The following is a 22838-nucleotide window of genomic DNA, read 5'->3' on the forward strand; positions in this document are numbered from 1 at the left end:
TGAGCGAGACCTATAACATGGCTGTCAAGACAAAGCGTGCCGTGGACGAGGTCGTTGCCGGCAAAAGTATCGAAGAGGCTTCGGGACATAAAATCGGAGCCTTCACATCCAACTGGTGGGCCGGGTTCTTGGGGGAATTTGCCATCGCTTCATCTGAGGGGATGGTATCGCGAGACCATGTGTATAACATGGACAAAGCCCGTCAGGATGACATAAGGGATGCGCTTGTCACCCTTGCCAAACGCGACAGCCAGACACGTATCGATGCCGCGTACGCCGAGTTCGGGAAGATGGGTACGGTATTGGAAGTGGACGCTTTCCTCAAGACGGTAAAGGAGCGTTTCGGGCAACAGGAGAAGGATCTCGACAAGTCTTTGTGGCGTATGCAGGATGGCAAGGCCGTCTATGTGAATGATATCGGGGACAGGTCGGAAGCGGTTGCCGCCCGCACATACGACTATGCCCGGTACATGAACACGCAGACCGTTCCGGAGATTGTGCGTGCCGCCACCGCTTATCGGAATGCCATATCGAGTGCCGCCAATGCGCATGAGCTGATGCGTAAGGGAGGGTTCGACTTTGACCAGTTCAGGGCCTGGGGATTCGAGCAGGACGAAAACGGGCTATGGAAACAGCGGGCACTGGGGCAGAACGCCACCGATGCGCAGCGTATAGACAACATCGCGCATCGCAAGCTGGCACATACGACACTCGTGAAGTTCTTTTCATCGCTCCGGCAGACTTTCGGAGGTTCGGCGGAGGCAGCCGAGAACATCCTCCGCGTGGCGGGCTTCACTCCCGACCAGTACGGCAACGAACCGGATTCCAACGATACACGTCCGTTTGCTGCCAACCCGATTACCAACACGCATCTGGATGACGGAGGGGCCGGCGGCAACTATTCCGGCACGGGGCGGTTGTCCTCGGCGGCACCTAAACAGGTCATCGTGAACATAGAGAGCCTGCTCAGTGTCAGGACCATCGACCTGATGAAGTCGAAGGAGGGGCAGACGGAAGAGATACAGAACCTGAAAGAACAACTGGCACAGGCGCTCATCGATGTCGTGCATGACTTCGATGCCTCCTGGAACGCATAAAATGAAAGGATTATGGGAAGACTGATACAAATCGCGGCCTCGACTTTGTTGAGCGGAGGCATACTCAACCACGGTTCGCTTGGCGGATACATCAGCAACGCCACGCGTCTGGCGTTGGGCATGGGGCTTGCCGAATTGCAGGACGGGCAGGTACATTACTTCTCCAGGCACCATGACCTGCTCAAACGGGCAGCCATACAGGTTGCCTCGCAGACGGCTTACGGGTTGCTACGTTCCTATCCCCGATACCTCAAATACTGGGAACAGCAGGTGCGGGACAAATATCTTCAGACACAGTCGCAGTCCAGCCTTGCGAACAAGACCGGACAGTACTACCAGCTCATCAGGGAACAGCAGGCGGTGGCGCAGAAGAAAAACCATATCGATTCCATCGTCGGCCGGACAGTGGCGGATTTTCTGGAACTGTCCATATCAGAGGAGGGGAAGTATTATGACAACAGCGAGTGCAAGGTTTTGCCGAACAGCCGGTATGGACTGGTGACATTCGTGGACCTGGGACCGCAGGTACAGGTCAGCAGCCGGAACAATATCCTGCTGACCCGGGTACAGGGGCGGGACTATACCCGCAAGGAATATATATCCGGGGGTGACCTCGAGATTACCATCAACGGCAAGATCACCTCCAAATACCCGGACGTGTATCCCGAGGCGGAAGTGTCCAAGTTTATCAGGCTGGTACAATACAAGGGTGTCATCGATTGCGACAACACGGTATTGCGCCAGTTCAACATTTCACGGTTGATTATACAGGGCTATACCTTACAGCCTACGGATTGCCGGAACGTGCAGCCGTATTCGCTGAACTGTGTCGCCGTGGAGCCATCGGAAGCCGTGGAACTGAAACTGGCGGAACAGGAAAAGGTGGACACGGCCATCAAGCACACGAACAAGTGGATCAAGTATGTTAAATTCGGTACGGAGGTCATCGACCCCGCCTCGTTGCTTAAACTGACACGTTTATGGGTATAGCTGCAATGGATATCCTCTGCTGTCGCATCACCATCGGGGATGCCGACCCATCCAATCCGATGAGGATACAGAACGGCGTGGAGATTACGGAAGTCCAGTCGCTCGAAATCAACGAGAGTTACAAGAAGCTGATCGGAACGGCCAAAGTGATATTCCCGAAAGGGTCGGTATGCCGCTCCACGATTATCGGGAACGTGACATTGGAGGGCAAGGACGTGTCGAGGATAACGACGGAGGTGATGCAGGACGGTGTCATCATCGAGAAACGCAGCGCGCAGCGTCTGGTTGACGAGACGACATTCAAGGTCGGACAGCGCATCAATATCAAGCTGGGCTACAACGGCGTGCTGAAAAATATGTTCGACGGATACATTACCGGATACAATTCGGACAGCACGCTGGAAATCCAGTGTGAGAATATGGCCTACAAACTCAAACTGAAACAGGCACCTCATTTCGAGACCCCGGCGAAAGGGACGACGGTGAACGAGGTGCTGGAAGGCAAGTATAATATCCTGAAAGATACCGGCTTCAGGATACACTCGGATACGAAGCGGTTTGAGATACATATCGGCAAGGTAAAGGTCACGGACAACTTCACGGTAGCGGATATCCTTTCCGAATGGTCGAAGTACAAGGTCTACTGTTTTTTAAAATACGATGCCGATGATGACGGGGCCATACCGTCCATTGCCGTCGGGCGTCCTTATTCGTCCAGCAAGGCTCAGCCGGTATTCCCGGAGGATGAATCGACAGGACCGTACAGGATATACTTCAACGAGCATGTGGCGCAGAGCAACCTGAAAGTGGTCAAGACCGATCCGAAGTTTTTGGCGGTGACGGGCAAGGCACTCGGGACGGATGAAAAATTCTTTGAGGTGACAGTACGCATGAATCCTGAATACGACCCGGCGACGCCGGGCAGCAAGGAGTTTCAGACGGTCAATGCCACGCAGATTTCAAAAAAGACGCACAAAGTAACGGGCAACACGACGGCATCAGGAGCGAAGACCAGGACCAAGGTGGATTTATCCACATATACCATCGTACCATATATGTCACCTCATGTCGGAATCAATTCCGACCGGCTTGTAGAAGAGACGACGGAATACTTTCGGAATTACAATCTGAACGGAATCACCGGCAATGTGACAGTATTCGGGGATTTCGGACTGTCTCCTGCCGTACAGGTGGAACTGATCGACTACCGTAATCCTTCCAAGAACGGCGTATACCTCGTGGAAGAGGTAACGACTACTTTCGGGGTGGGTGGATACAGGCAACAACTGAGTATTCCGTATAAAATTAGGAAATAAGATTTACCGTTATTCAACAGGAGGAATTTCTATCAATGGTTCTTCGTTTATTACCTTGATAATATTCGGAAGTTCGCTATTGTATTTATCGTCAGTAGAGCAATCAAAACCTTTTCTTCCACTAATGAAATCCGGTGTCGAAGTTTCAAAAGACCCTTTGCGTACAACCGGTATAAATTTAGTGGTTCCCTGATTGTTATATATTTCATGTGATATTATACCCCCTTCATAAGCGGCACCTCCTTTACCGGATTCAGCTTTCTCTTTATACTTTGGAGTCAGAATGCACAGAACTTTAGTTGCCTTACGGATGCTTTCAAGCATAAATTTAGGCAAGTCAGTTCCATGAGGTTGATACTGGTCTATTTGAGCATCAATCCCTCGTCTTCGCAAATCTTTGGCGAAAGTTTGAATCCAATTCATAAAGACATTGTCTTCTACCTCCCACGCATACGAAATCAACACAAACGGCTTGTTTTTATTCACAATTGGTTCTTCCGCCACTTTATTGAGAATTTCAGGCAGAGGCGTATTATCGATTGTAGGAATGTCTACATCTGCCCAAGGATTCAAAGCTTCTTGTATCGCATCTTTTGGAGTATTCATTAGCAGCAGCCTGTTTATTTTGATAGACAAATCTTTGAGGAATTTTTGTACATCATTCTCATCAAGAGCTAAAAATAAAGTCCTATACCATTTAATTCTTGATGTAAATTCTTCCTTTTCCCGCAATTCTGCCATATATTCCCCATATGTATGAGGTAACGACAATGTTGTTAAATATGGCCTGATTGTATTATAAAACAATGGTCCATCTACATACAGCGGCGCATAATCATTTTCTTTGTTCGATCCGATAATATTCCAAAGCTGTTCATATATATCTGATCTACTGGTCTCTTTTTCATAAATTGTCCGCTCAAGGGAAATTTTAGGAATAACACACTCTCCCCCATTTATAACATCGGCACCATTCTCCGTAAGAGCTATAAAATCTCTATCTTTTAAGTAGAGATAGCCATTATCAATGAGGGTATTTACCAGGAAATACAATATACCCAATTGATTACGAGTAAATTGCTTTTCAGCTGCAAATCTAAAATTTCTGAGCATGTTACCTTGCCCGGCTTTAAAGCATCTTGATTTTTGAAAGAAATCAAATATATATGTAATATAGGATTCTAAAATTTCTTGTTTCATAAGTAATATCATTGTCTTTGCAAAAGTACAAAATAATTGGCAACCAATAAACTATGCTCCTCCTATTCTTTCAAAAAACTCATGTCTTCAGACAAATCCAACCAGTTGCTTATCCGTGAGGCTATCCGCAAGATAGCCTTGGGACGGAGTATGGAGCGTATCAATCTGGCTCCCGGAGGCATGTCCGGTATCGGTACGGCCCGCATGATACACGGCTATGTCGCCAAGATACACGACAACCCCTCGGACGAGGAGTTTTCCGACTACGGCGGTACCATTGATGTCGGCGAGTACCCGGACGAGACGGCCTCCGCCGAACCTGTTATCCATAAAGGCGTGTTGCTCTCGGCCGCCACCAACAGCGAAGGCGGCTTCCTGATCGTCCCCGCACTTTTTTCCGACGTGACCATCTTCATGGATGCCGCCACCCGTTATGCCTATGTGGTTAACTTCTCCCATGTGGATATCCTGCGGCTCAATGCCCGCACGGAAACCGTCATCGGCGTGACCGAAATGGAGGAACTGGATCCGGAAAACGACTCTTCCCCGGACTACGACGAACTGGAAACCACCGGTAACGAGACCTCCACCCACTATACGCCGACGGCCGTCACAACAACCGTTAGGAATGACAAGGACAAGGAAGCGACAACCGTTATCGATGCGGAAAGCATCACGCATACGGTGGACAAGTCTGAAGTCAGACAGACAGCAGATAAAGTGGTACAAAAGGTCAATTCCACGACCGTTGCCGTTGCCGACAACAAGGTGACGCTCGGTGACGAGAATGCCACCGAGCCGCTGGTTCTGGGTAATGAGCTTGCCCGGCTGATGCTCGACTTCCTGACGGAATGTTCGAAAATCATGACTCCCACACTGATGGGCACGATGTCGCCGATCAATATGCCGAACTTCATCTCGCTGACATCACGTATCCAGAAATTTCTTTCCAAGACCAGCTATACCAAATGAGCGTACAACTGCATCCCGATATAGAAACCCTCGACAAGGAGAGCCTGTGCTATTCCATCTATGCACAGCTGTACCATAACTTTTTCAATGCCCAGCAGAAAAAGGACGACGAGCATCCTTACGGCATCGAGGAAGGCGACGAGACCAGCCTGAGACTGAAGAATACCGCTTACGGTTTTGCATCCGCCATTGCCGGAGCCGTTACGGGAGAAGGCGGTTCCGGAAGCGGTGGCTTGCTGTTGGATTACCTGAAGAAATCGGGCGGTGACATGACCGGCAAGCTCAGTGCCAATTACGGTTTCGAAGCCGGCATTGGAAACACCCGTATCCTGGAAACCTATTCGCAGGACATTACCGATCCGGAAGGTGTGGTAACTGCCATCGAGTACGGTATCAGGATTACCGGCAACCTGAAAGTCGGGGGCGACAGCCTGCATATCGGCGGCAGGCAGTTGCTCCGTTACGACGCGGACAAGGCCACCGCTACAATCAACGCTTCCCATATAGACTTTCTGGATGCGACGGTACATTCCAAAGGGGCATGGATTATCGGGGACGAGGATACAGGAATATCCATCTCCCCGACACGGCTGGCCGTGGGCGGGCAGGATGTCTATCATCGTGGCAACGCCAATACGGACACGGTGGATTGGACGATGCGGGACGGCATGGTGAGACGGAATCTGACGGTGCGAGGGAGTACGGTCATGGATGGCGGACTGAAAGCCTTGCAAGGCGTGGAACTGGGCGACAAAGGGAAATGTCTGCTTTCGTTTTCGGAAGAGGATGTCGCGCTCGGCGGGTTCCTCTCGTTCCTGGACGGATTCGGCATCCGGATCGGAGATGTTCCCGTACTGCTCTGTACCGACAAGGACAAGATACAGTTCGGGAGTATCGGCGGTGACCTTCTTTTAGGCGGCGACCATACCCCGAAGATACGCCTGTTCTCCGGCATATCGGACGTGGACGGCGAGTGTCTGATGCTTTCCCCTTACGGAAAGGCTTGTTTTCCGGGCTCGCTGACTGTCCGCCACAACTACGGCGCCGACCTGCTCTCCTCATACCGGGTAGACACTTCCGATGAAGGTATCGTTATCCACAAGCGCTTGCGGATGGGCACAGCAGAGGGATTTATGTTCACAGGCGACAGGGAGCGCGTATCGCTTTCTTCCGAGGTAATCTACGAGGAAGAGGACGTAAGGACGGCTATCCCTCACAGCACGGATTTTTCACACCGTCCGTCCGTGAGCTGTTATGCCCCGCAGAACCGTCACAGCGAATCGTTCCATATCCGCACCGATGCCGATTTCGTTACGGTCGCTGTTCCGTTGGAAGCAGCCGGGCATATCGGAATCCATGCGTCGCCCACCCGGATTACTGACAGAATCCTATACTTGACAGAGGCGTTACGCCTGCAAGCGGTGGAGGACGGTATCCGGCATTACGGAAACAGCGTCTTTACCGGGTCGCTCTCTTCGGAGTTCTTTTCCCCGGGCCTTTCCGGAAGCGGATGGGCTGTCCGCCGGAACCGGACGACAGGAGGCGTCTCCGCCACATTCGACGAGGTGGTGGCCCGCCGTAAGTTCCGCGCCTATGAGTTCGAGGTCGAAAAGACTTCGGTAACCAACGGTTCCTTCTGGATCAGCGACAGCTGTTCGGGAGACACCGTGGAAAAACTGTCATAATCCATGTCCGTATTCCGTTATCCGACATACAAGATCCGTATTGCCCCCGACTCGCAGAAGACACAGGGACTGCAAGCCGGGGATATCATCCGCAGGCAATATGCCGAACGGGAGCGTACCGTCTATTCGCTGATGTGCGTGACAGAAACCGGAACGGAGCTTGTCGGAGACAAGGACGCCCCTTATTTCATCGGGGCATTGCTGGACGGGGACGAACCGCAGGGCGGTGAACTGCTGGACTTCGTGCGGATTACCAACCTGTTCGATACGGCACGTAGCGGCGCCTTGTACCTGACGGCTTCTGACAGCGATTCACCCTATATGGATGTCATCGACGGCATGGCGACCGAACGCTCCCTGTGCTATCCCGTCATGGACGGAGGCATGGCGGGAGTGCCGGACAAGTCCAGGTACGCCGTTTATGGCAGCATGCTGCAAACGGAATATCTGGATGCCGATTCGGAAGCGACACGCATTGTCCGCATTATCCGCAACGCGGAACCGGCAGGAAACGCTTCCTTCGGGCTGATGCTGACATTGGAAGAACCGGTCGGATACCCGGAGCGCCTGCTGGTATCGTTCAAGGTCAGGTCTTCCAAAACATCAGGTTCCGTACCGATCCGATTCGGCTATACGAACCGTGAAAAGACGGATGCGGAAGATGAAATCTCCATCGGCCGGGAATGGAAGTACAAGTTATGGGTCATCACCGTGGATTACCCGGCACAGTACAGCCGGAGCCTGTTTCTTGACCTGACATCAAGCCTGGCCTCCGAGGGGGACTGGTGCGAGGTCGCCGACCTGAACATTGTTCGTCTTGCCTCCGTATCCGCTTTCAGCGAGGCGAGCAAGGCCCGTGTGGGAAAGGTCAGCGGCATCATCGATCCGGTCTTCGGCATGTTGGATGGTTACGGGGCCTATTTCCAGAATCTCTATGCCACACGCAATGTCAATATAGCCGGCACGCTTACCGCGGGAGACGAGAACGGTTTTTCAAGCACGTTTTATGTGGGCAAAATCCACAAGAATGTCATACCCGACAGCCTGTCCTGCCGGTTCAGCCATTCGGAAGAGCTGGATGAAACATCTCCCGCCGGACTCGGGCGGTGTGTACGGATAGCCGGAGACAGTCTTCTTGGTGCGCAAAGTGCCGCCTGGCGGGAGGCTCATACAGGAGTCTGTTATTGTTTCTCAGTCTGGATAAAAGCGGAAGATACGGCAGCCATCCGGTTCTATCAGGATGAACATCTTGTCGGTGATCGGACGGTGGCTGCCGGTAAAGGATGGGTCCGTTATAATGTCCCGTTCCTCATACGCGGGTCAGATTCCCCCGTCATGTGTCTCGGCATTGCCGCTTCCGTCCCCCTGTCGTTGTCCGCCCCTCAATTGGAGGCCGGAAGGAACGTGACCCCCTATCAGGCGACCGATGAAGCCTTGTCCTACACGGACGATTACGGTGCCTGGTTCAATAAGGGAGGTATCGGGGGTACCATACAGAATCCCCTGTTGCGGCTGAACGAAGACGGCTCGATCGTTTCACGGGACGGTTCTTTCGTCATCCATCCGGACGGGACGGGCCATTTCGCCTCGGGACGGTTCAAGTGGGGCAAGGATACCATCGAACTGCGCGATGTGACCATCCGCTGGGAAGACCTCGATGAGGAGGCGCAGGAACTGCTCAAGCCCCGTTCCGTCTCCCTGACAGGCGGCACGGCGTTCCATTTCAAGGACGAGCTTTCAGGCGCATGCGAGCCGGAGAATATCCCGCTTGTGGCGACCGAATACAATTTCGAGCCGGAAAGTCGGCAGTGGGAATACCTTGCCGTTGACGGCATATGGAAAGATGCCGGATGCAATGCCGCCGTATTTGAAATGACACCCCCGTTTCATGGCTGGGAAGGGCGCGACGTGCTGACCCTCCGCTACACGGCAACATACCGTAATGAAAAAATCAGTGCGACCCATACCTTTTTCAAACTTTACGACGGATCTCCCTCCTATACTGTTTATGTGGAGTCTGAAAACGGCACGACATTCCGCAACGGAATCGTCTCGACGGTACTCCGTGCCAGGGTGTACAGGGGCGGTGAAGAGATTACATCGCTCATTCCCGACGGCAATTTCCGCTGGATACGGACGAGCCGCGATACGGAGAGTGACAGGATATGGAACGCCGCACCGCGTTACGGCAGGGAGATAGAGATAACCGGCGGGGACGTGTGGCGCAAGGCCGTTTTCGATTGCGAAGTGGAAATAACAAATAACCGATAATCTATTATGGCAGTAAAAGTAGCCCGCGGGCAGGTCACCATCATCGACCAGAACGACGCGGTATCGTTGCAGGCATTCATCGGCTCCTCGCAGCCCCTGACACAGGTGTACAACAGAGACAACAATGCCTATGCCCCTTCGTGGGCGGCTTCTCCCTATCTGGTACTTACCCCTTCGCTCTTCGTCAGCGGTCAGGCGGCGACCGACCAGATCACCTCGGTAGGCAATGCCGCGACGCTTACGGCAGGCGTGAAGAGCGGCTCGGCCAAGTGGTACAAGAACGGTACGGCGATCGTCTCCGGACAGGACAGCTGCACCATCGGCGCGGCATCGGCCAAGTATGCCCTTACCGTCAAAGCCAACCACATGACCGTTTCCGCTCCGCAAGTGCGTTATACTTTCGAGGCGGTTTACATCGACGCCAACGGGCTGGAGATTCCGTTCCGGGCGGAGATTCAGTTCACGCAGCACCTGAACGCCGGAGCGATGATCGCCGCCGTGGCGTATGCACCCGACGGCATCGTATTCAAGAACGACGAGGTGGCGACGCTCAGGGCGCATTGCGACCTGTGGCGCGGAGCCTCTATCGACACGACGAACGTCACCTACGCGTGGGGCATCAAGGATTCGGCGGTATTCGCGGGCACGACACTGACAGCTGCCGCGGCAGCCGGAGCCACGACCATAACGGTCGCTTCGGTAATGAACATGGAGGCGGGAGGCAGGATAACCATAGGATCGGCACAGTACACCATTTCGGCAGTCAACGCCTCCACGAAGGTCGTGACGCTGACCTCCGCACTGAGTGCCGCAGCCGCATCGGGAGCCGCCGTTTCGTGTCCCTACTACAACTCCATGCTGGGTGCCGGCTGGGCATGCCTTACCTCGACCAATCCTCGGGGCGTGACGGCAGGCTGGACGACAAACGAAATCACGATTACGGCAGATGCCGTTCTCAACTTCGAGACCTTCAAGTGCGCCATCAAGGATACGGACACCTCGGCGGGCAACGCCTCGGCGAACAAGGTCGTCTGCGACATCATCTCCTTCACGGATATGTCCGACCCCATCACGGTTGATCTGGTCAGCCAGAAGGGGTTCACCATCAAGAACAACGGCAATGACGTGGATGCCAAAGCCGTGTTATACAGGGGCGGTGAGGAAATCGACACGGGCGGGACAGCTTATACCTATACATGGAAACTGTGGAACTCTGCCGGGACTTCCGTCGTGAAGACCTACACGGGAAAATCCATCACGGTCTCGAAAGCCGATGTGACGGGGAAAGGCGTGCTGATGTGCGAGGTATCGAAATAAACGACATGTCTTACAACGAATACGAGGGTGCCAAATACTTTTTGGGACACCCTCATTGCGTCTGACGTGTTTCCCGACAGGAAAGTCAGTCTCTTGGCATGGATTTCACGATCCCGCTCACGGGGTCGAATTGTACGGCGGCATTGTTGAACAGCCGCTCGATATGCCCGCTGCGGATCATTTCGGAGGTCGGCAGACAGTGAAGGACGGGCGTATCGATAAGGGCTATTCTGTCACTCAGCGAGAGGGCTATATCCAGTTCGTGAGTGGAGAACAGAATGCATTTGCCCTCAGCATGCGCTAACCGTGCGAGCAGGGAACACAATTCGTAACGGTTGGGCATGTCAAGAAACGAGGTCGGCTCGTCCAACAGGATGACGGGCGTTTCCTGAGCCAGAGCACGGGCTATCATAATGCGCTGGCATTCACCGTCCGACATCTTATCCATCGTGCGGCCGGCATACGCCTCCATTCCGACCGAAGAGAGCGACCGCATGACGATTTCCCTATCTTGAGGCTGCATGCGGCCGATCCAGTTGGTGTAAGGGGCGCGGCCGATAGCCACGACATCCTCGCACCGCAGGTTGGCGATGCGTGTGCGCTCGGTCGTGACAAATGCCAGTTGCCTTGCCTTCTCCGGAGTTCTCATGTTTGCGATACAATGTCCGTCGAGCAGGATTTTACCGCAATAATTATGATTCAGTCCGGCTATGGCACGGAGAAGTGTAGATTTCCCCGTGCCGTTCCTGCCAATAAGGGCAGTCAGCTGTCCTCTTTTGAAAGAGGCATCGACCTTATCGAGAAGCCTCTTCTCTGCGTAGCCTATGGAAAAATCGCACAGTTCTATCATACCGTCATCGATTTATTGCGTAAAACCACCCATACGACTATCGGGATTCCCAGCAGTGCGGTAATGGCATTTACGGGCAAAGTGAACATTTTGGAAACGATATCGCAAAGAAGCAATACCGCCGCCCCCGAGAGAAGGGTTCCCGGCAGGAGCACGCGGTGGTCGGCCTCGCGGAAGAGCATCCGCGCGACGTGAGGCATGGCAAGACCGATGAAGCCGATCGGGCCGCAGAAAGCCGTTACCGTGCCGGCCAGCAGCGTCGTCGAGAGAAACAGCAGACCGCGCGAACGGCGGATATTCAGTCCCATCGTTACGGCATATTCCTCGCCGAAGAGCAGGAGGTTGAGCGGTTTGATCGTCCATACGGCCAGCAGCAACCCGACGATGACCGACGGAAGGAGGATGGCGAGCTGCGGCACCGTCACGTCGCCGAGCGACCCCATCGTCCAGATGACGAACGCCTTTAACGCCTCCTCTTTGCTCAGATATTGCAATATCTGCACGACAGCGCTCACGCCTGACGAGAACATCATACCCAAAATCAATATCACCATAATGTCCTTTATGCGGTGTCCGACGGCAGCGATTACGAGCAGCACGACGGCCGCACCCAGCCAAGCCGCTCCGGCGATGCCTATCGACGAGCCGACGCCTGCCAGCACCACGAGCGCCACGCCGAGGCTTGCACCCGAGCTGATGCCCAGCACGTAGGGGCCGGCCAGCGGATTGCGGAACAATGTCTGCATCTGCAAGCCGCTGACCGATAGCGCCGCCCCGGCCAGCAGAGCCACAACCGCCTTTATCAGCCGTATGTTCAGTACGATTTTCGCCGTAGTCCGCGGGCAGTCGCCGCCCGTCAGGGCCGCCCATACGTCGCCGACGGGAATGCGAACCGCGCCCACAGCCAAATCCAACAGGAAGAGGCCGACCGTAAGCACGGACAACGCGGTGAACAGGATGACGGGGCGTGAACGCATCTATTTCAGTTGTTTGTAGTATACGAAATCTTCTTCGACCAACTCGGGGTGGAATATCTTCACGAGGTCGCGCAGAAGAAGGTCGGGATTCACGACGGCCGATTCGTAGTAGTCGTTGCCTCCGGCGGCATTGGTGCGGGCGTTGTTGTTATAGACATAGCCGTTTCGGACGCAGCGGGTATCGGCGAACTTCGGGCAGGCGGCTTTCAGTTCGTCGAGTGTGTTCGCCATGCCGACGTTCAGCCACATATCGGCCTCCGAAGCGAGCAGGTATGCCTCCTCCAAGTCGATAGGCGTCGAAGAGTTGCCCGTGTTCTTCTTGTAGATGTAGTCGCCTCCGGCGTCGGTAATCAGCCGCACGGCATAGTTTTCCGTCGAGGGCATGAACCACGAATCGCCGTAGGGCGTATTGAGCATGACCGACGGGGCATCGAGAACGGCACCGGACACTTTCTGTTTCAGCGCATTGTATCGGATCGGAATATCCGCGAATACCTTTTCGCCCTTCGCGCGTTTCCCGACGACCTCCGAAAGCGCCACCAGCCATTCGGCTTTGCCCAGCGGAGATTCTTCGAGATAATCGCCGACATACATGAACGGGATGCCGAGCTCCTTGAGTTTGCTCTCCATCGCACTGGCCCCGTTCACGCCGAAAAGCAGCACAAGGTCAGGGTCGAGCGACAACAGAAGTTCATAATTGATATTTCCCTCGTAACCCACGTCGCCGATGCTGTCGCGGCGTGCCTGAATGTCGGGATTGGAGATATAGTCGAGTCCCGAAACGCCGACCACACGTGCCGTCTCGCCGATGGCGTCGAGCATGGCGATATGGGTCGAGGACATCGCCACGATGCGCTGCGCATCCCCTTCGAGGACCTGCCCGTCGAAACCCTCGGGAACGGGTTCCCCGTTACGGGAGATGAACAACCGGGTGGTGACGCTATCCGCGCCCTGCCACGGATTCATGACGGAAACCAGCACGCTCTGTCTGCCGTCTGCTCTTTCAATCTTGAATCCCGAGGCATATTCGGGAGCGTAAAGCTGTTTGTTGAAATCGGCAAGTTGGGAACTCTTGCCACGACAGCCTGCAAATGCCAGCGCAAGCAGCACCATCAGGCTCAAATTCTTTAATACTTTCATATCATTACCTTATTTACGTTTACATTATTTTCTGCTTTTCCCGAATTTCGGGGTGATGCCGATGAAGAACTCGAAGTTGATGCCGGGCATAGGACGCGACAGCACCGAGAGATAGTCCTCGTTGAACAGGTTATTGACGGCAAGTTTCAACTGTACATCCAGCGGTTTGAACGACAGCATTTTCTCCAGTGAGATATTGCTCATGAAATACCGGGGCAGGTGGCCTGTCAGCGTGTAATCGTTGCTCGACATGGTGAAACGTTCCGAGTAGTAAGCCCACTTGTAGAGGAACGCCCACGTCCGCCATGACAGCCGTCCTGTCAGCGAGGCGGAGTGCTCCGGCACGTAAGGCAGTTGTTTTCCCACCGACTGGTCGGCGGGCGACATCTTTTCGCCCTCGTTGATGGAGGGGGTCCACGAATAGGAACCGTTCAGGTCTATCAGCCAGTCCTTTGCCGGCTGCACGGCAAGGTTGGCCTTCACTTCGACACCGTAGGCATGGACTTTCTTCACGTTGCGCGGCGAGAAGAACCCCTTGGTCGTCGGCAGCCAGATGATCCAGTCGTCGATGTAGGAGTCGAACCAGCTTGCGCTGCCGCCCAGTTTATATACCCCCTTTTTGCCGACATCGAAACTCACTCCGGCGTCATAGCTGAAGCCGTGTTCGTTTTTAAGGTCGGGGTTGCCGCCCGGCAGAAAGTAGAGGTCGTTCAAAGTCGGAAAACGATAGTTGCGCGATACGGAGGCTTTCACCATCACGTTCCCTTTGCGCGAAATCAGTCCGTCGATGAAGAATGCCGGGATGAGCGGAGCCCATTTGTCGCCCGACATCTCCTCGCGCAAGACCAGCGACAAGCCCAACGGCTCGACAGGCTGCCATTTGGCCGATACAGAACCGGAGAGCTCGACACGCCCCTTGTCATATCCGACGACGGCTTTGTTGCCATCCTGAAGGATGATGTTCTTGTCTTCGCTGCGCACGAGATGCTGGTACACGGATACGTTCGAGGTGAAGAACCATTTCCTGCCGGGCGAGTATTCCGCTTCCGCCTGTCCGTAGAACGTGTTTATCTTGCTCCGCGAACGGGTCATGGAGGCCCAGTTGTCCGGCGCCACCTCACGACGGTAGTCGTAGGCCATCCACGTATGGATATAACCGCCTTTCACGCCGACTTTCCATTTCTCTTTGATATGGTCCCATGACAGGACACCACGAAACGTCTGCTCCCGCTGGCGGTTCTCGAAGGCGGTCTCATCGCCGTAATCGGTCGTGAGCATCGGCAGTTCCCGGTTGGAGTTGATATACCATGCGTTCAACCCGAAACGGTCGCCTTTCAGGGTGTTGTAATATACCTCCTGCAACAGGTGCAGGTCCTTGAACGAACCCGATCGGTTGCGTTCCTTGGGATGATACTGTCCGATGATGTTCTTCTCCTCGTCGTAGATATTTATCTTCTTGTCGTGGTTGGTGTACTTGTAATCGTTGGGCGACGACGAATAGACCGCGCGGGTCGAGACCTGCCATCGGTCGCTGCCGTAGGTGAAGCGGGCGAACTCGTCGAACGTGCGGAACGACCCGATGCCCTGCACGTATTGGGCATGGAAGCCCTCGCCGACCTGCGGCGTAGTACCGAGTTTGACAAGTCCGCCGAGTCCGCCGCCCGTTTCATTCACCGACGACGTGCCATGAAGCAGCGAGGCCTGATCTATGAAGTAGGACGGTATGGTGGAAAAGTCGGTCATACCCAGCATGGGATTGTTGATGCGCATGCCGTTCCACGTCACCTGCGTGTGGCTGGGCGACGTGCCGCGGAAAGCAACGGTGGAGAGCGTGGCGCGTCCGTAACTCTTGACGAACACGGACGAATTGAACGTCAGAATGTCGGCCATCGATAAGGCAATGTTCTCTTTCAGTGCGAGCGAGTCGAACTTCGTCTTCTGCACGCCGATTTCTTTCATCGGGCGTTTGCCCCACACCGTGACCTCGTCTATCTGGTGGATGCGTCGTGTGATTCCCTGCGCGGACAATACGGACGGACAGACGAGCAGTAGCGAGAAAAGTATGTATTTCGTATAAATCATTTGATTCCGTTTTTAGGGTGGGTATTCGCGGAAAAATGTACCGTGGAGGATGCCGGCACGGACGTTTGATGCGGGTCGAACCCATTCTCTTCAAGCAGTTGTCCGTATTCTTCCTCGAACGAGATCTCCTGATGGATTGTATGCTGCTCCTCGATGTGCCGTCTGAGCCGGTGAAGGTCGCTGAACGACACGCTGAACGAGTCGAATCCGGCAGCCCAACCGGAGAAGTCGGCATATTCCGGGGTTTTCTGGTATACCGTTCCCGTGGCGCCTTTCACCTTGTTCACGATCTTGCTGAAATCCCCGGAATTCGGAATCTCGACAAGTACATGCACGTGGTTGAGAAAGGCATTGGCGGCATGTACGCGGCAACCTTTCCCTGTAAAAATCCGTGTCATCCGCTCGAGCATCAATCCTTTTCCCGTTGTCGGAATCGTCATCTTGCGTCCTTTGGTAACGAAGATGAGATGGTATAGGTGTCGTATCCTGCCCATCACTTCCAACAAAATGCGCCGGGGATTATCCCGACATAGAATTCATCGATCAGTTCACCTTCGGACGAGTAGCGGTAGACAATGCCCTGCTGCTGGTAGTCGATGGCATCGGCCACGTAGACATCGCCACGCACGGGGTCGACGGTCAGGCCGTAATAAATCGTACCGCTGTATTCGAGGAACGGGCGCACGGGAACACGTTCCGCATCCACGTCCATCGACCATATGTCCTTGTTGATCCAGTAGAGCTTGTCGCCCGTACCGTTGAGCTGCACCTCCGAAGGCCAGTCGCCCATCTTGAACTTGAACTGCTTCTCTACGGTGAACGTCTCGGCATCGATGCGGTAGAGAGACGGGGCTTCGTAGCCGTAGGGCGAACCCTCGTACCCACCGTCGGTGATCGTCCACATCTTGTGGTTCTTGTCCATTACCAGCGAGGTGGGCTGGATGCCGACTTTCAGTTCTTCTACCACCTGATCCGTTTCGGTATCGATCTTGATGATGCGGTTTTGGTACGACCAGCAGTTGCAATAGACATATTTGCCATACTGCACCATCTGCTCCGTGGAGCCGCTTTCCATCGTCATGTCCGGCACCTGGATGTAACCGGTGATTTCATATTTCTTGGGGTTGATGATGAAGATGCGGTTGTCCCACAATTGGGTGACATAGGCTTTCTCGTCGCTGAGGAAATGGATATAGCGCGGCGAAGTCAGGTTCGTGATACGGCCCACCTCTTTGAACGTATTGAGGTCGATGGCGAAAATCACGTGGGAATTGTTCACCACGACCCAGCCCTTATTGTCGTGGATGCACATCGATTGCGCCACGTCGCCCAGCTTCATGCCGTTGGCACGGAAGAACACTTCATTCTGCACCTGTTGGGTTTCGGGGTCGTAGTACGACAACGTGGCATTGCCGTACTGGAAGTTGCCCTCGTTGGTGATGAACAACCCGGCTCCGGTAGCGTTGAAATCTTCCACCGCATCTCCGTAGTCCCACTCCATGCAGCCCGCCAGCAACAGCGGCAACCCGCATAGAAGAATGATATGTCGTATCAGATGTTTCATTGGCTTGTTATAAACGGGAAAGAGTACCGGTCTTTCGGCCAGTACCCTGTTCCCTTGTAAAATAATGGGTGTTACTGCTGGGTATAGCGACCGGCTTGCATATCCTCGTAGGTGGGGTTATAACCGCAATTGGTTACAAGCCAGTCTTCTTTCTTGATTTGCTCTTCTTCTACAAAAGATTTGAAGAACGTATAATCAACAAACCGTGTCAACCGGATAAATCGAACTCCTGAGAGTTTTGTTAAAGTTGGCATATTGAAAGTCGTAAGCGATGCTGCATTTGCAGCACAAAGTGTTCCATCAATGGCCTGCAATTTGGGGCATGAAATAGTTTTTACGGCACGAACAGTCATACCAACACCCCCGACATGTTCCAATGACGGAAATGTAAAATCTTTATTTGATGCCATAAAATCTAAAGAACCATATAAAATATTATTAATCACCCCTTCTTTGATATATTGAGGATTGCTTGAACAACCGACTGACTTTAAATTCGTAAAATCATAATCATAGTTAGAAACAGCGTTCAGATTACCGATAATACATAACTGACCTCCGACAATTTCCAATTTCGGGAACGAGATATTGTTTGCCATTGTAGTTTCGATGCTTAAATATCCATCTACACTTACCAAGTTAGGGGCTGAAACGCCTTTTTTTGAACCTCTTATAATTTCCATATTCCCGTAAACTCGTTCAAATTGGAATACAGGATCTGTTGTCATATTGCTAGAATACTTAAAATTCTTAATACTCTTAAAATTCAATTCTGGATCTATTCCAACACTTGAACCGGTAATACCGCTCGGAGCTAGAAACATGCTAACTTGCGACATATCCTCTTTTGTGATAATTTTTGAGAATATAGTCCCGTCTGTAATAGAAATTAAAGGTTCGTTATCCTCAAAAGGTACAAAATTTACTTTGCTCAAATCTAAAATTCGATCAGAACACTCCAATAAACGCAGCAAGGTCAGTCCTCCGAGTTGTTCTAATTTACTCCAATCCGGTAATTTTTTCAAGACTTGGAATTTAGATATTGTCAATGTGCCTTTAACAATCGACAAGTTAGACAGTCCATCTATTTCTTGTAATTTATTATTTCCCGTAGATGTAAAAGCATCGGACGCAATATAACTGGAAACGAGATTAAGGTCGCCGTTTACTACCGATAATTCCGGCAATGAAAGGGTCTCCAACGGAATCGGTATAGAAGCAAAATCCACACTTCCAACTTCTTGTAATTTCGGAAATTCCAAAGAAATCATTTTGCCTAAATTATTAACCCCTAAGCGACCGTTTACTTTTGTCAATTCAGGAATTCTCAAAGATGTGATTTCTCCTCCTGGTTCTCCGTCACTTGTCAGACACTGGAGATCAAAATCCTTTACGACAGTGGTTAATTTAGGGAATTCAAAACTTTGTAGAGATGAAGTCCTGAATATTATATTTCCATCAATCGTTTCAAGGTTGTCGAATTGCACATATGCTACTTGATTGTTGCAGACAACGATGTCGCCAGTAATATGCTGCAAAGATCTCATACTGACCATCTGCAATTTACTGTTGGTCGCAAAGGCAGTTTCAGTTCCTATTTGCAAACCTCCAATTGAAGTGATATTATCAAGTCCCGTAAGATCTTGTCCAACATAACTTTTCCGAATGATGATGTTTCCTTCGACTTCCTTCAATATTTTTAATGCGGCGATATCCGACAATTCTTCTGCATCCTCAGCATCCGACCCGATAATCAAATCACCTTTGATAACCGTTACGTCCGTATCAATGAAAGCCGTAACATCCGCTGTTGTCTTCAATTCCACATCCCCTTCATAGCGAATCTCGTCTTTAATGACTTTATATGTATAATCATTCGCTTCTCCATTGTAAGAGGTTACACGAAACGTTCGTTCCGTATCCCAGTCAGTAATGCTTGCCGGATCGGGAATAATTGTTGCCGAGGATGTGTATTTGAATTCGACTTGAGCATTATTTAACGAAACAGTATATGGAACTGTTATGGTAATTATATTGTCAATTATTTCCGCTGTATAGGATTGACTTGCCACAGTCATCACGACTGATGTGATAAAATTGTCATCGGCATCAGCAGGACTTTCTGGAGTCTGATTATCTTCTGAACATGATAAAAAAAGAAATGGGGCAATGAATAGTAAAAGCCAAAACTGTCTCATATTATTGATTATTAGTTATTGATAAGTCTTCAAATGAAAATACTTCTGTGGATATCTCTCCAAGCCAACCACTTTTCGATAATACTCCACACTGAACTTTGATAAAGTCTATATATTGCAATTTTACTGGAGTCCCGTCATGATATATTGCATTGGCTATTTTGAATCCGTTGCGCTGACCGCTACCATCAATGACATTTCCTCCTACCAGATTATCTGAACCCATATTATCCACATACCCCCACTCATAAGCGTTATTCGCCCAATATCCTGTAACGGGATCTTGATTGTTGCGAGGAGTCAGACGCGTCCCATATAATGTATAGCTATCTTCTTTAATCCAATTGGGATAATAATATTCTTGGCCATGGTATGCATTCATATCGACAGAACCTGAATTACCTTCACTATCTACCCACGGAGTATGTGCTCTGGGTGCAGGTCTATAGTAAGTTACTTCGTAGTCTTGTATTGTACCATCGATGCCGGTTTCAGATCCTTTTAATTCATACCATTCATCGTCTGGCTGGCCATTGCCATTTATATCTTGCATTACCCAAACAATGCCCGGCTCATTTGAGCCACCGCTCGAACTGTTAAAAGCATTTCCTTGTATTGCAAAATCGTATTCTCGGCCACTCGGAGCAATACTATGGTCAAAACCGATGATGATATAACCACCGAAAGATCCCAGTGAAACATGCGCTTTTTTGTTCAATCGTTTCGTTGCATACTCTATGGCTTGTTGGGGCGTCGTTTCATTTCCTATAAATCCGGTATTTTGGGATAACTCATTAATAAACTGTCCGGGAGCAGGAATGAATTCATAAACCTTATCCCAAATACCTGAACTTGTCGCTGTCGCTTGCCGATAGCGTTCTTGTTCCGTTTTTTCTTCACAAATAACCTTAACTGTCGTTGTAATTGAAGTATTACTACGTGTTATGTTACGTGAAAGTGGCTGTGTGTTGGGCATTTTTTCTGTAACAGTAACAGCAACGAAATATTCTCCAGGAGTCGTCGGCGTGAATTTAAAAACCCTGTCGGTAGCGGCTTCCATAATTTTTCCATTGACCTGCCATTGATACTGTGGATAATCGAAATATTCCAGCAAAGGCCGCAAATATACAGGACGCCCTGCAAAAGTATAACGATCCGTAGAAGTTTGTGTATAGGATGGTGTCGGAAACCGTACGGAATAAGGCATTGTTTCCACAACTTCTACGTCGAAATCACGGATTGTTTCTCCGTCTATATTGGATGCCCGGATTGTTATCGAATATGTACCGAGTTCTTTTTCGTGAAACGTATATGCTTTTTCTGTTCCGACGATTTCTCCATCGCGTACCCATTCAATTCTAAAATTTTCAAGATCGTCATGTTGAATATCTGGAGATAAAATATAATCCGTGTTTTGAGGCACTTTTAATCCTTTAGAGGGGATTATGATTGAAATTGTAGGTGGAGTTAACTCCAATACTTCTACTTTTAACTCTTCTTCCGCATAACCCTCTGGTGTATCAACTCGCAATTTGATATATAGATGTTGTTCCTGATTCCATGTATACTTCAATATTGATTCAGATGAAAGAAGTTTTCCATCTACTGTCCATGCATAAAGTGCATTATTCGCATATTTATATGTCGGGGCAATTGTCAGTTCACGCCCAACTTTGATAGTGTAAATGCCAGTCTCACTATCGAGTTCAATTATAGGAGCTTGTTTTATTTCTTCAGTAATTACATCGTTCTTATTACAGCTTGTAATAAAAAACAAAAGTACAAGAATACTAAATATGAAAGCCTTCATAATAAAAAAGGCATAGAACTGAAATCAGTTCTATGCCAAACTATATTAAATTGTTATTCTATTGTAACGTCGTCTATACAAAGATACGCCGGAGTATTGAGTCCATATATAGGATCGACATCAGATCCTTCAAAATTGAATTTTACACTTTGCACATCCGCTACATTAATATCCCAATATGTCCATGTAGTTACGGGGGACACTGTTGGTTTATCATATCGGTAGTCGGCCAACAATTTCGATACAGTGGTGATCAAATTTCCATCTACGTCATAACATTCGATGTTGACTTGGAAATATCCTATATTGTTGCCGTCAGAATCTTTCAGATTACTCAACGGTGTTGCAACACCCGATGTTCCGAACTGATTACCATTTATAATCACACCATAGGTATATGCTGTGTTACAATACCATAAACCCTTGAATTTGCGAGGGGAGTCAAAATAGAATTCAGGTTTGGCCATCCACTCCGTATTTCCGAAATCAGAGTAGCCGTATACAACAGCAAAATTGGAACCGCTGTGACCTGCCCCTGTATTGGCCCCATCTGTGGATGCTGTATTATAGACACTACATTGATTCTCCCAAGTATACCACCAATTAGTTCCAGAAGTCTTGCCGGCAGCAGAATCAGAACGATAATTGTATTTCGACAACGCAATGGCACCACTGGAAAATTCAGTATACGCTCCATAAGAATTGGTTACAGTATTCATGTCGGAGACAAACACAAAATCGGGATCGTATATTTCCCTGATTTGGTTCTCTGCAGTATATCCATAAAGCGTGTAGTAGTTCTCTGCTTTAGGCGAAACCGCCATGAATGTTTCATCGAAGTCATCGAATGTAATGGTTGTAGTGCCATCATCATTAAAGTTGGCTCGGGTTTCGGGAGTTACTGAATCAGTTTGAGGATTCATCAAAAAGTCATCGTCTGAATTACAGCCGGTGAACAGGGCGGTTGCCGTCAACAGGAAAGCTCCCGCCAGAAAGCGTAAATTTCTTTTCATAGCTTACTTGTTTTTTAATAAAACATATTTTTAACAAACACAAAAAATCCCGTTCGCGCAGGTTTACACGAACGGGATTATGTTTGTCTTCAAATATGAGAATGACTCCTACGGCATTCCGTATCTGATCGCAACCCGATTTTCTCCCGCGGGTGTAAATCCTTTTCCGGTCATGGCAGGTCTTCTGACTCGTCCCAGTCGTCGCGCCTTCCCAGCATTACACCAGTGGCAGGTTGCGGCAACCTTGAGGGGACTTACAGCAGCGGGTACTGTCCCGGATTCTCACCGGATTCCCTTTTCATCCGTGGCGGCGAACCGCCCGGAACCATTTCCAATTACAAAAATACAAATATTTT

At 50.7% G+C, this 22838-nt stretch carries 17 protein-coding genes, 1 pseudogene and 1 riboswitch; of the genes and pseudogenes, 8 read left to right on the forward strand and 10 right to left on the reverse strand.

Annotated features, from left to right (window positions below; genetic code table 11):
* The 3 genes and pseudogenes from ABUA47_RS02545 to ABUA47_RS02555 all read left to right on the forward strand — a co-directional run.
* Window positions 1-1097: pseudogene (locus ABUA47_RS02545) on the forward strand (phage tail tape measure protein); the annotation flags it as partial.
* 12 nt (window positions 1098-1109) lie between these two features.
* Window positions 1110-2087, forward strand: a complete 978-nt coding sequence (locus ABUA47_RS02550) for a DUF6046 domain-containing protein (RefSeq protein ID WP_004293595.1) — start codon at window positions 1110-1112, stop codon at window positions 2085-2087.
* Window positions 2078-3403 (forward strand): hypothetical protein, encoded by a 1326-nt coding sequence (locus ABUA47_RS02555; protein ID WP_004293594.1) that lies wholly within the window; start codon window positions 2078-2080, stop codon window positions 3401-3403. Before ABUA47_RS02550 ends, ABUA47_RS02555 begins: the two co-directional genes overlap by 10 nt.
* Window positions 3404-3412: 9 nt before the next feature.
* Here the strand turns inward: ABUA47_RS02555 and ABUA47_RS02560 are convergent, their stop codons facing one another.
* Window positions 3413-4603, reverse strand: a complete 1191-nt coding sequence (locus ABUA47_RS02560) for a toll/interleukin-1 receptor domain-containing protein (RefSeq protein ID WP_224200102.1) — start codon at window positions 4601-4603, stop codon at window positions 3413-3415.
* Between the two features lie 81 nt (window positions 4604-4684).
* On the opposite strand from ABUA47_RS02560, the gene ABUA47_RS02565 reads away from it, so the two are divergent.
* The 4 genes from ABUA47_RS02565 to ABUA47_RS02580 are packed head-to-tail and all read left to right on the forward strand — an operon-like array spanning window position 4685 to window position 10848.
* Window positions 4685-5575, forward strand: coding sequence for a hypothetical protein (locus ABUA47_RS02565; protein WP_004293592.1), 891 nt, complete (start codon window positions 4685-4687; stop codon window positions 5573-5575).
* Entirely contained in the window at window positions 5572-7260 is a 1689-nt protein-coding gene (locus ABUA47_RS02570; protein WP_004293591.1) for a hypothetical protein, read from the forward strand. Before ABUA47_RS02565 ends, ABUA47_RS02570 begins: the two co-directional genes overlap by 4 nt.
* Before the next feature lie 3 nt (window positions 7261-7263).
* Window positions 7264-9531: a hypothetical protein gene (locus ABUA47_RS02575; protein WP_004293590.1), complete on the forward strand. Its 2268-nt coding sequence runs from the start codon at window positions 7264-7266 to the stop codon at window positions 9529-9531.
* A gap of 6 nt (window positions 9532-9537) precedes the next feature.
* Window positions 9538-10848 carry a hypothetical protein gene (locus ABUA47_RS02580; protein ID WP_004293589.1) on the forward strand — a complete coding sequence of 437 codons (1311 nt, stop codon included), beginning with the start codon at window positions 9538-9540 and terminating at the stop codon, window positions 10846-10848.
* A gap of 85 nt (window positions 10849-10933) precedes the next feature.
* Here ABUA47_RS02580 and ABUA47_RS02585 read toward each other — a convergent pair whose 3' ends face one another.
* The 4 genes from ABUA47_RS02585 to ABUA47_RS02600 are packed head-to-tail and all read right to left on the reverse strand — an operon-like array spanning window position 10934 to window position 15792.
* Entirely contained in the window at window positions 10934-11698 is a 765-nt protein-coding gene (locus ABUA47_RS02585; protein ID WP_004293588.1) for an ABC transporter ATP-binding protein, read from the reverse strand.
* Window positions 11695-12675, reverse strand: coding sequence for a FecCD family ABC transporter permease (locus tag ABUA47_RS02590; protein ID WP_004293587.1), 981 nt, complete (start codon window positions 12673-12675; stop codon window positions 11695-11697). The genes ABUA47_RS02585 and ABUA47_RS02590 overlap by 4 nt, the downstream gene beginning before the upstream one ends.
* Complete coding sequence (locus ABUA47_RS02595; RefSeq protein ID WP_004293586.1) at window positions 12676-13815, reverse strand: ABC transporter substrate-binding protein; 1140 nt, start codon at window positions 13813-13815, stop codon at window positions 12676-12678.
* A gap of 24 nt (window positions 13816-13839) precedes the next feature.
* Complete coding sequence (locus ABUA47_RS02600) at window positions 13840-15792, reverse strand: TonB-dependent receptor (RefSeq protein WP_224200278.1); 1953 nt, start codon at window positions 15790-15792, stop codon at window positions 13840-13842.
* Between ABUA47_RS02600 and ABUA47_RS02605 the strand changes: the two genes are divergently transcribed.
* On the forward strand, window positions 15695-15892 hold the full coding sequence (locus tag ABUA47_RS02605) for a hypothetical protein (protein ID WP_224200281.1): 198 nt from the start codon (window positions 15695-15697) through the stop codon (window positions 15890-15892). The genes ABUA47_RS02600 and ABUA47_RS02605 overlap by 98 nt on opposite strands.
* Window position 15893: 1 nt before the next feature.
* Here the strand turns inward: ABUA47_RS02605 and ABUA47_RS02610 are convergent, their stop codons facing one another.
* From ABUA47_RS02610 to ABUA47_RS02630, 5 genes are all read right to left on the reverse strand, one after another.
* Entirely contained in the window at window positions 15894-16391 is a 498-nt protein-coding gene (locus ABUA47_RS02610) for a transposase (RefSeq protein WP_004303978.1), read from the reverse strand.
* A complete protein-coding gene (locus ABUA47_RS02615) occupies window positions 16391-17461 on the reverse strand; it encodes a glutaminyl-peptide cyclotransferase (RefSeq protein WP_004293583.1) in 1071 nt (356 codons plus the stop codon). Before ABUA47_RS02615 ends, ABUA47_RS02610 begins: the two co-directional genes overlap by 1 nt.
* A gap of 71 nt (window positions 17462-17532) precedes the next feature.
* Window positions 17533-19659, reverse strand: a complete 2127-nt coding sequence (locus ABUA47_RS02620) for a hypothetical protein (protein WP_004303979.1) — start codon at window positions 19657-19659, stop codon at window positions 17533-17535.
* A 1-nt stretch (window position 19660) separates the two neighbouring features.
* Window positions 19661-21469, reverse strand: coding sequence for a PKD-like domain-containing protein (locus ABUA47_RS02625; RefSeq protein ID WP_004293581.1), 1809 nt, complete (start codon window positions 21467-21469; stop codon window positions 19661-19663).
* 53 nt (window positions 21470-21522) lie between these two features.
* Complete coding sequence (locus tag ABUA47_RS02630) at window positions 21523-22482, reverse strand: DUF4465 domain-containing protein (protein WP_004293580.1); 960 nt, start codon at window positions 22480-22482, stop codon at window positions 21523-21525.
* Window positions 22483-22638: 156 nt separating this feature from the next.
* Window positions 22639-22827: riboswitch (cobalamin riboswitch) on the reverse strand.
* Between the last annotated feature and the right edge of the window lie 11 nt (window positions 22828-22838).

Origin of the sequence: Bacteroides sp. RTP31139st1_H2_RTP31139_211217, assembly GCF_040227615.1 — a bacterium.
In the GTDB taxonomy this organism is placed as follows: Bacteria; Bacteroidota; Bacteroidia; order Bacteroidales; family Bacteroidaceae; genus Bacteroides; species Bacteroides uniformis.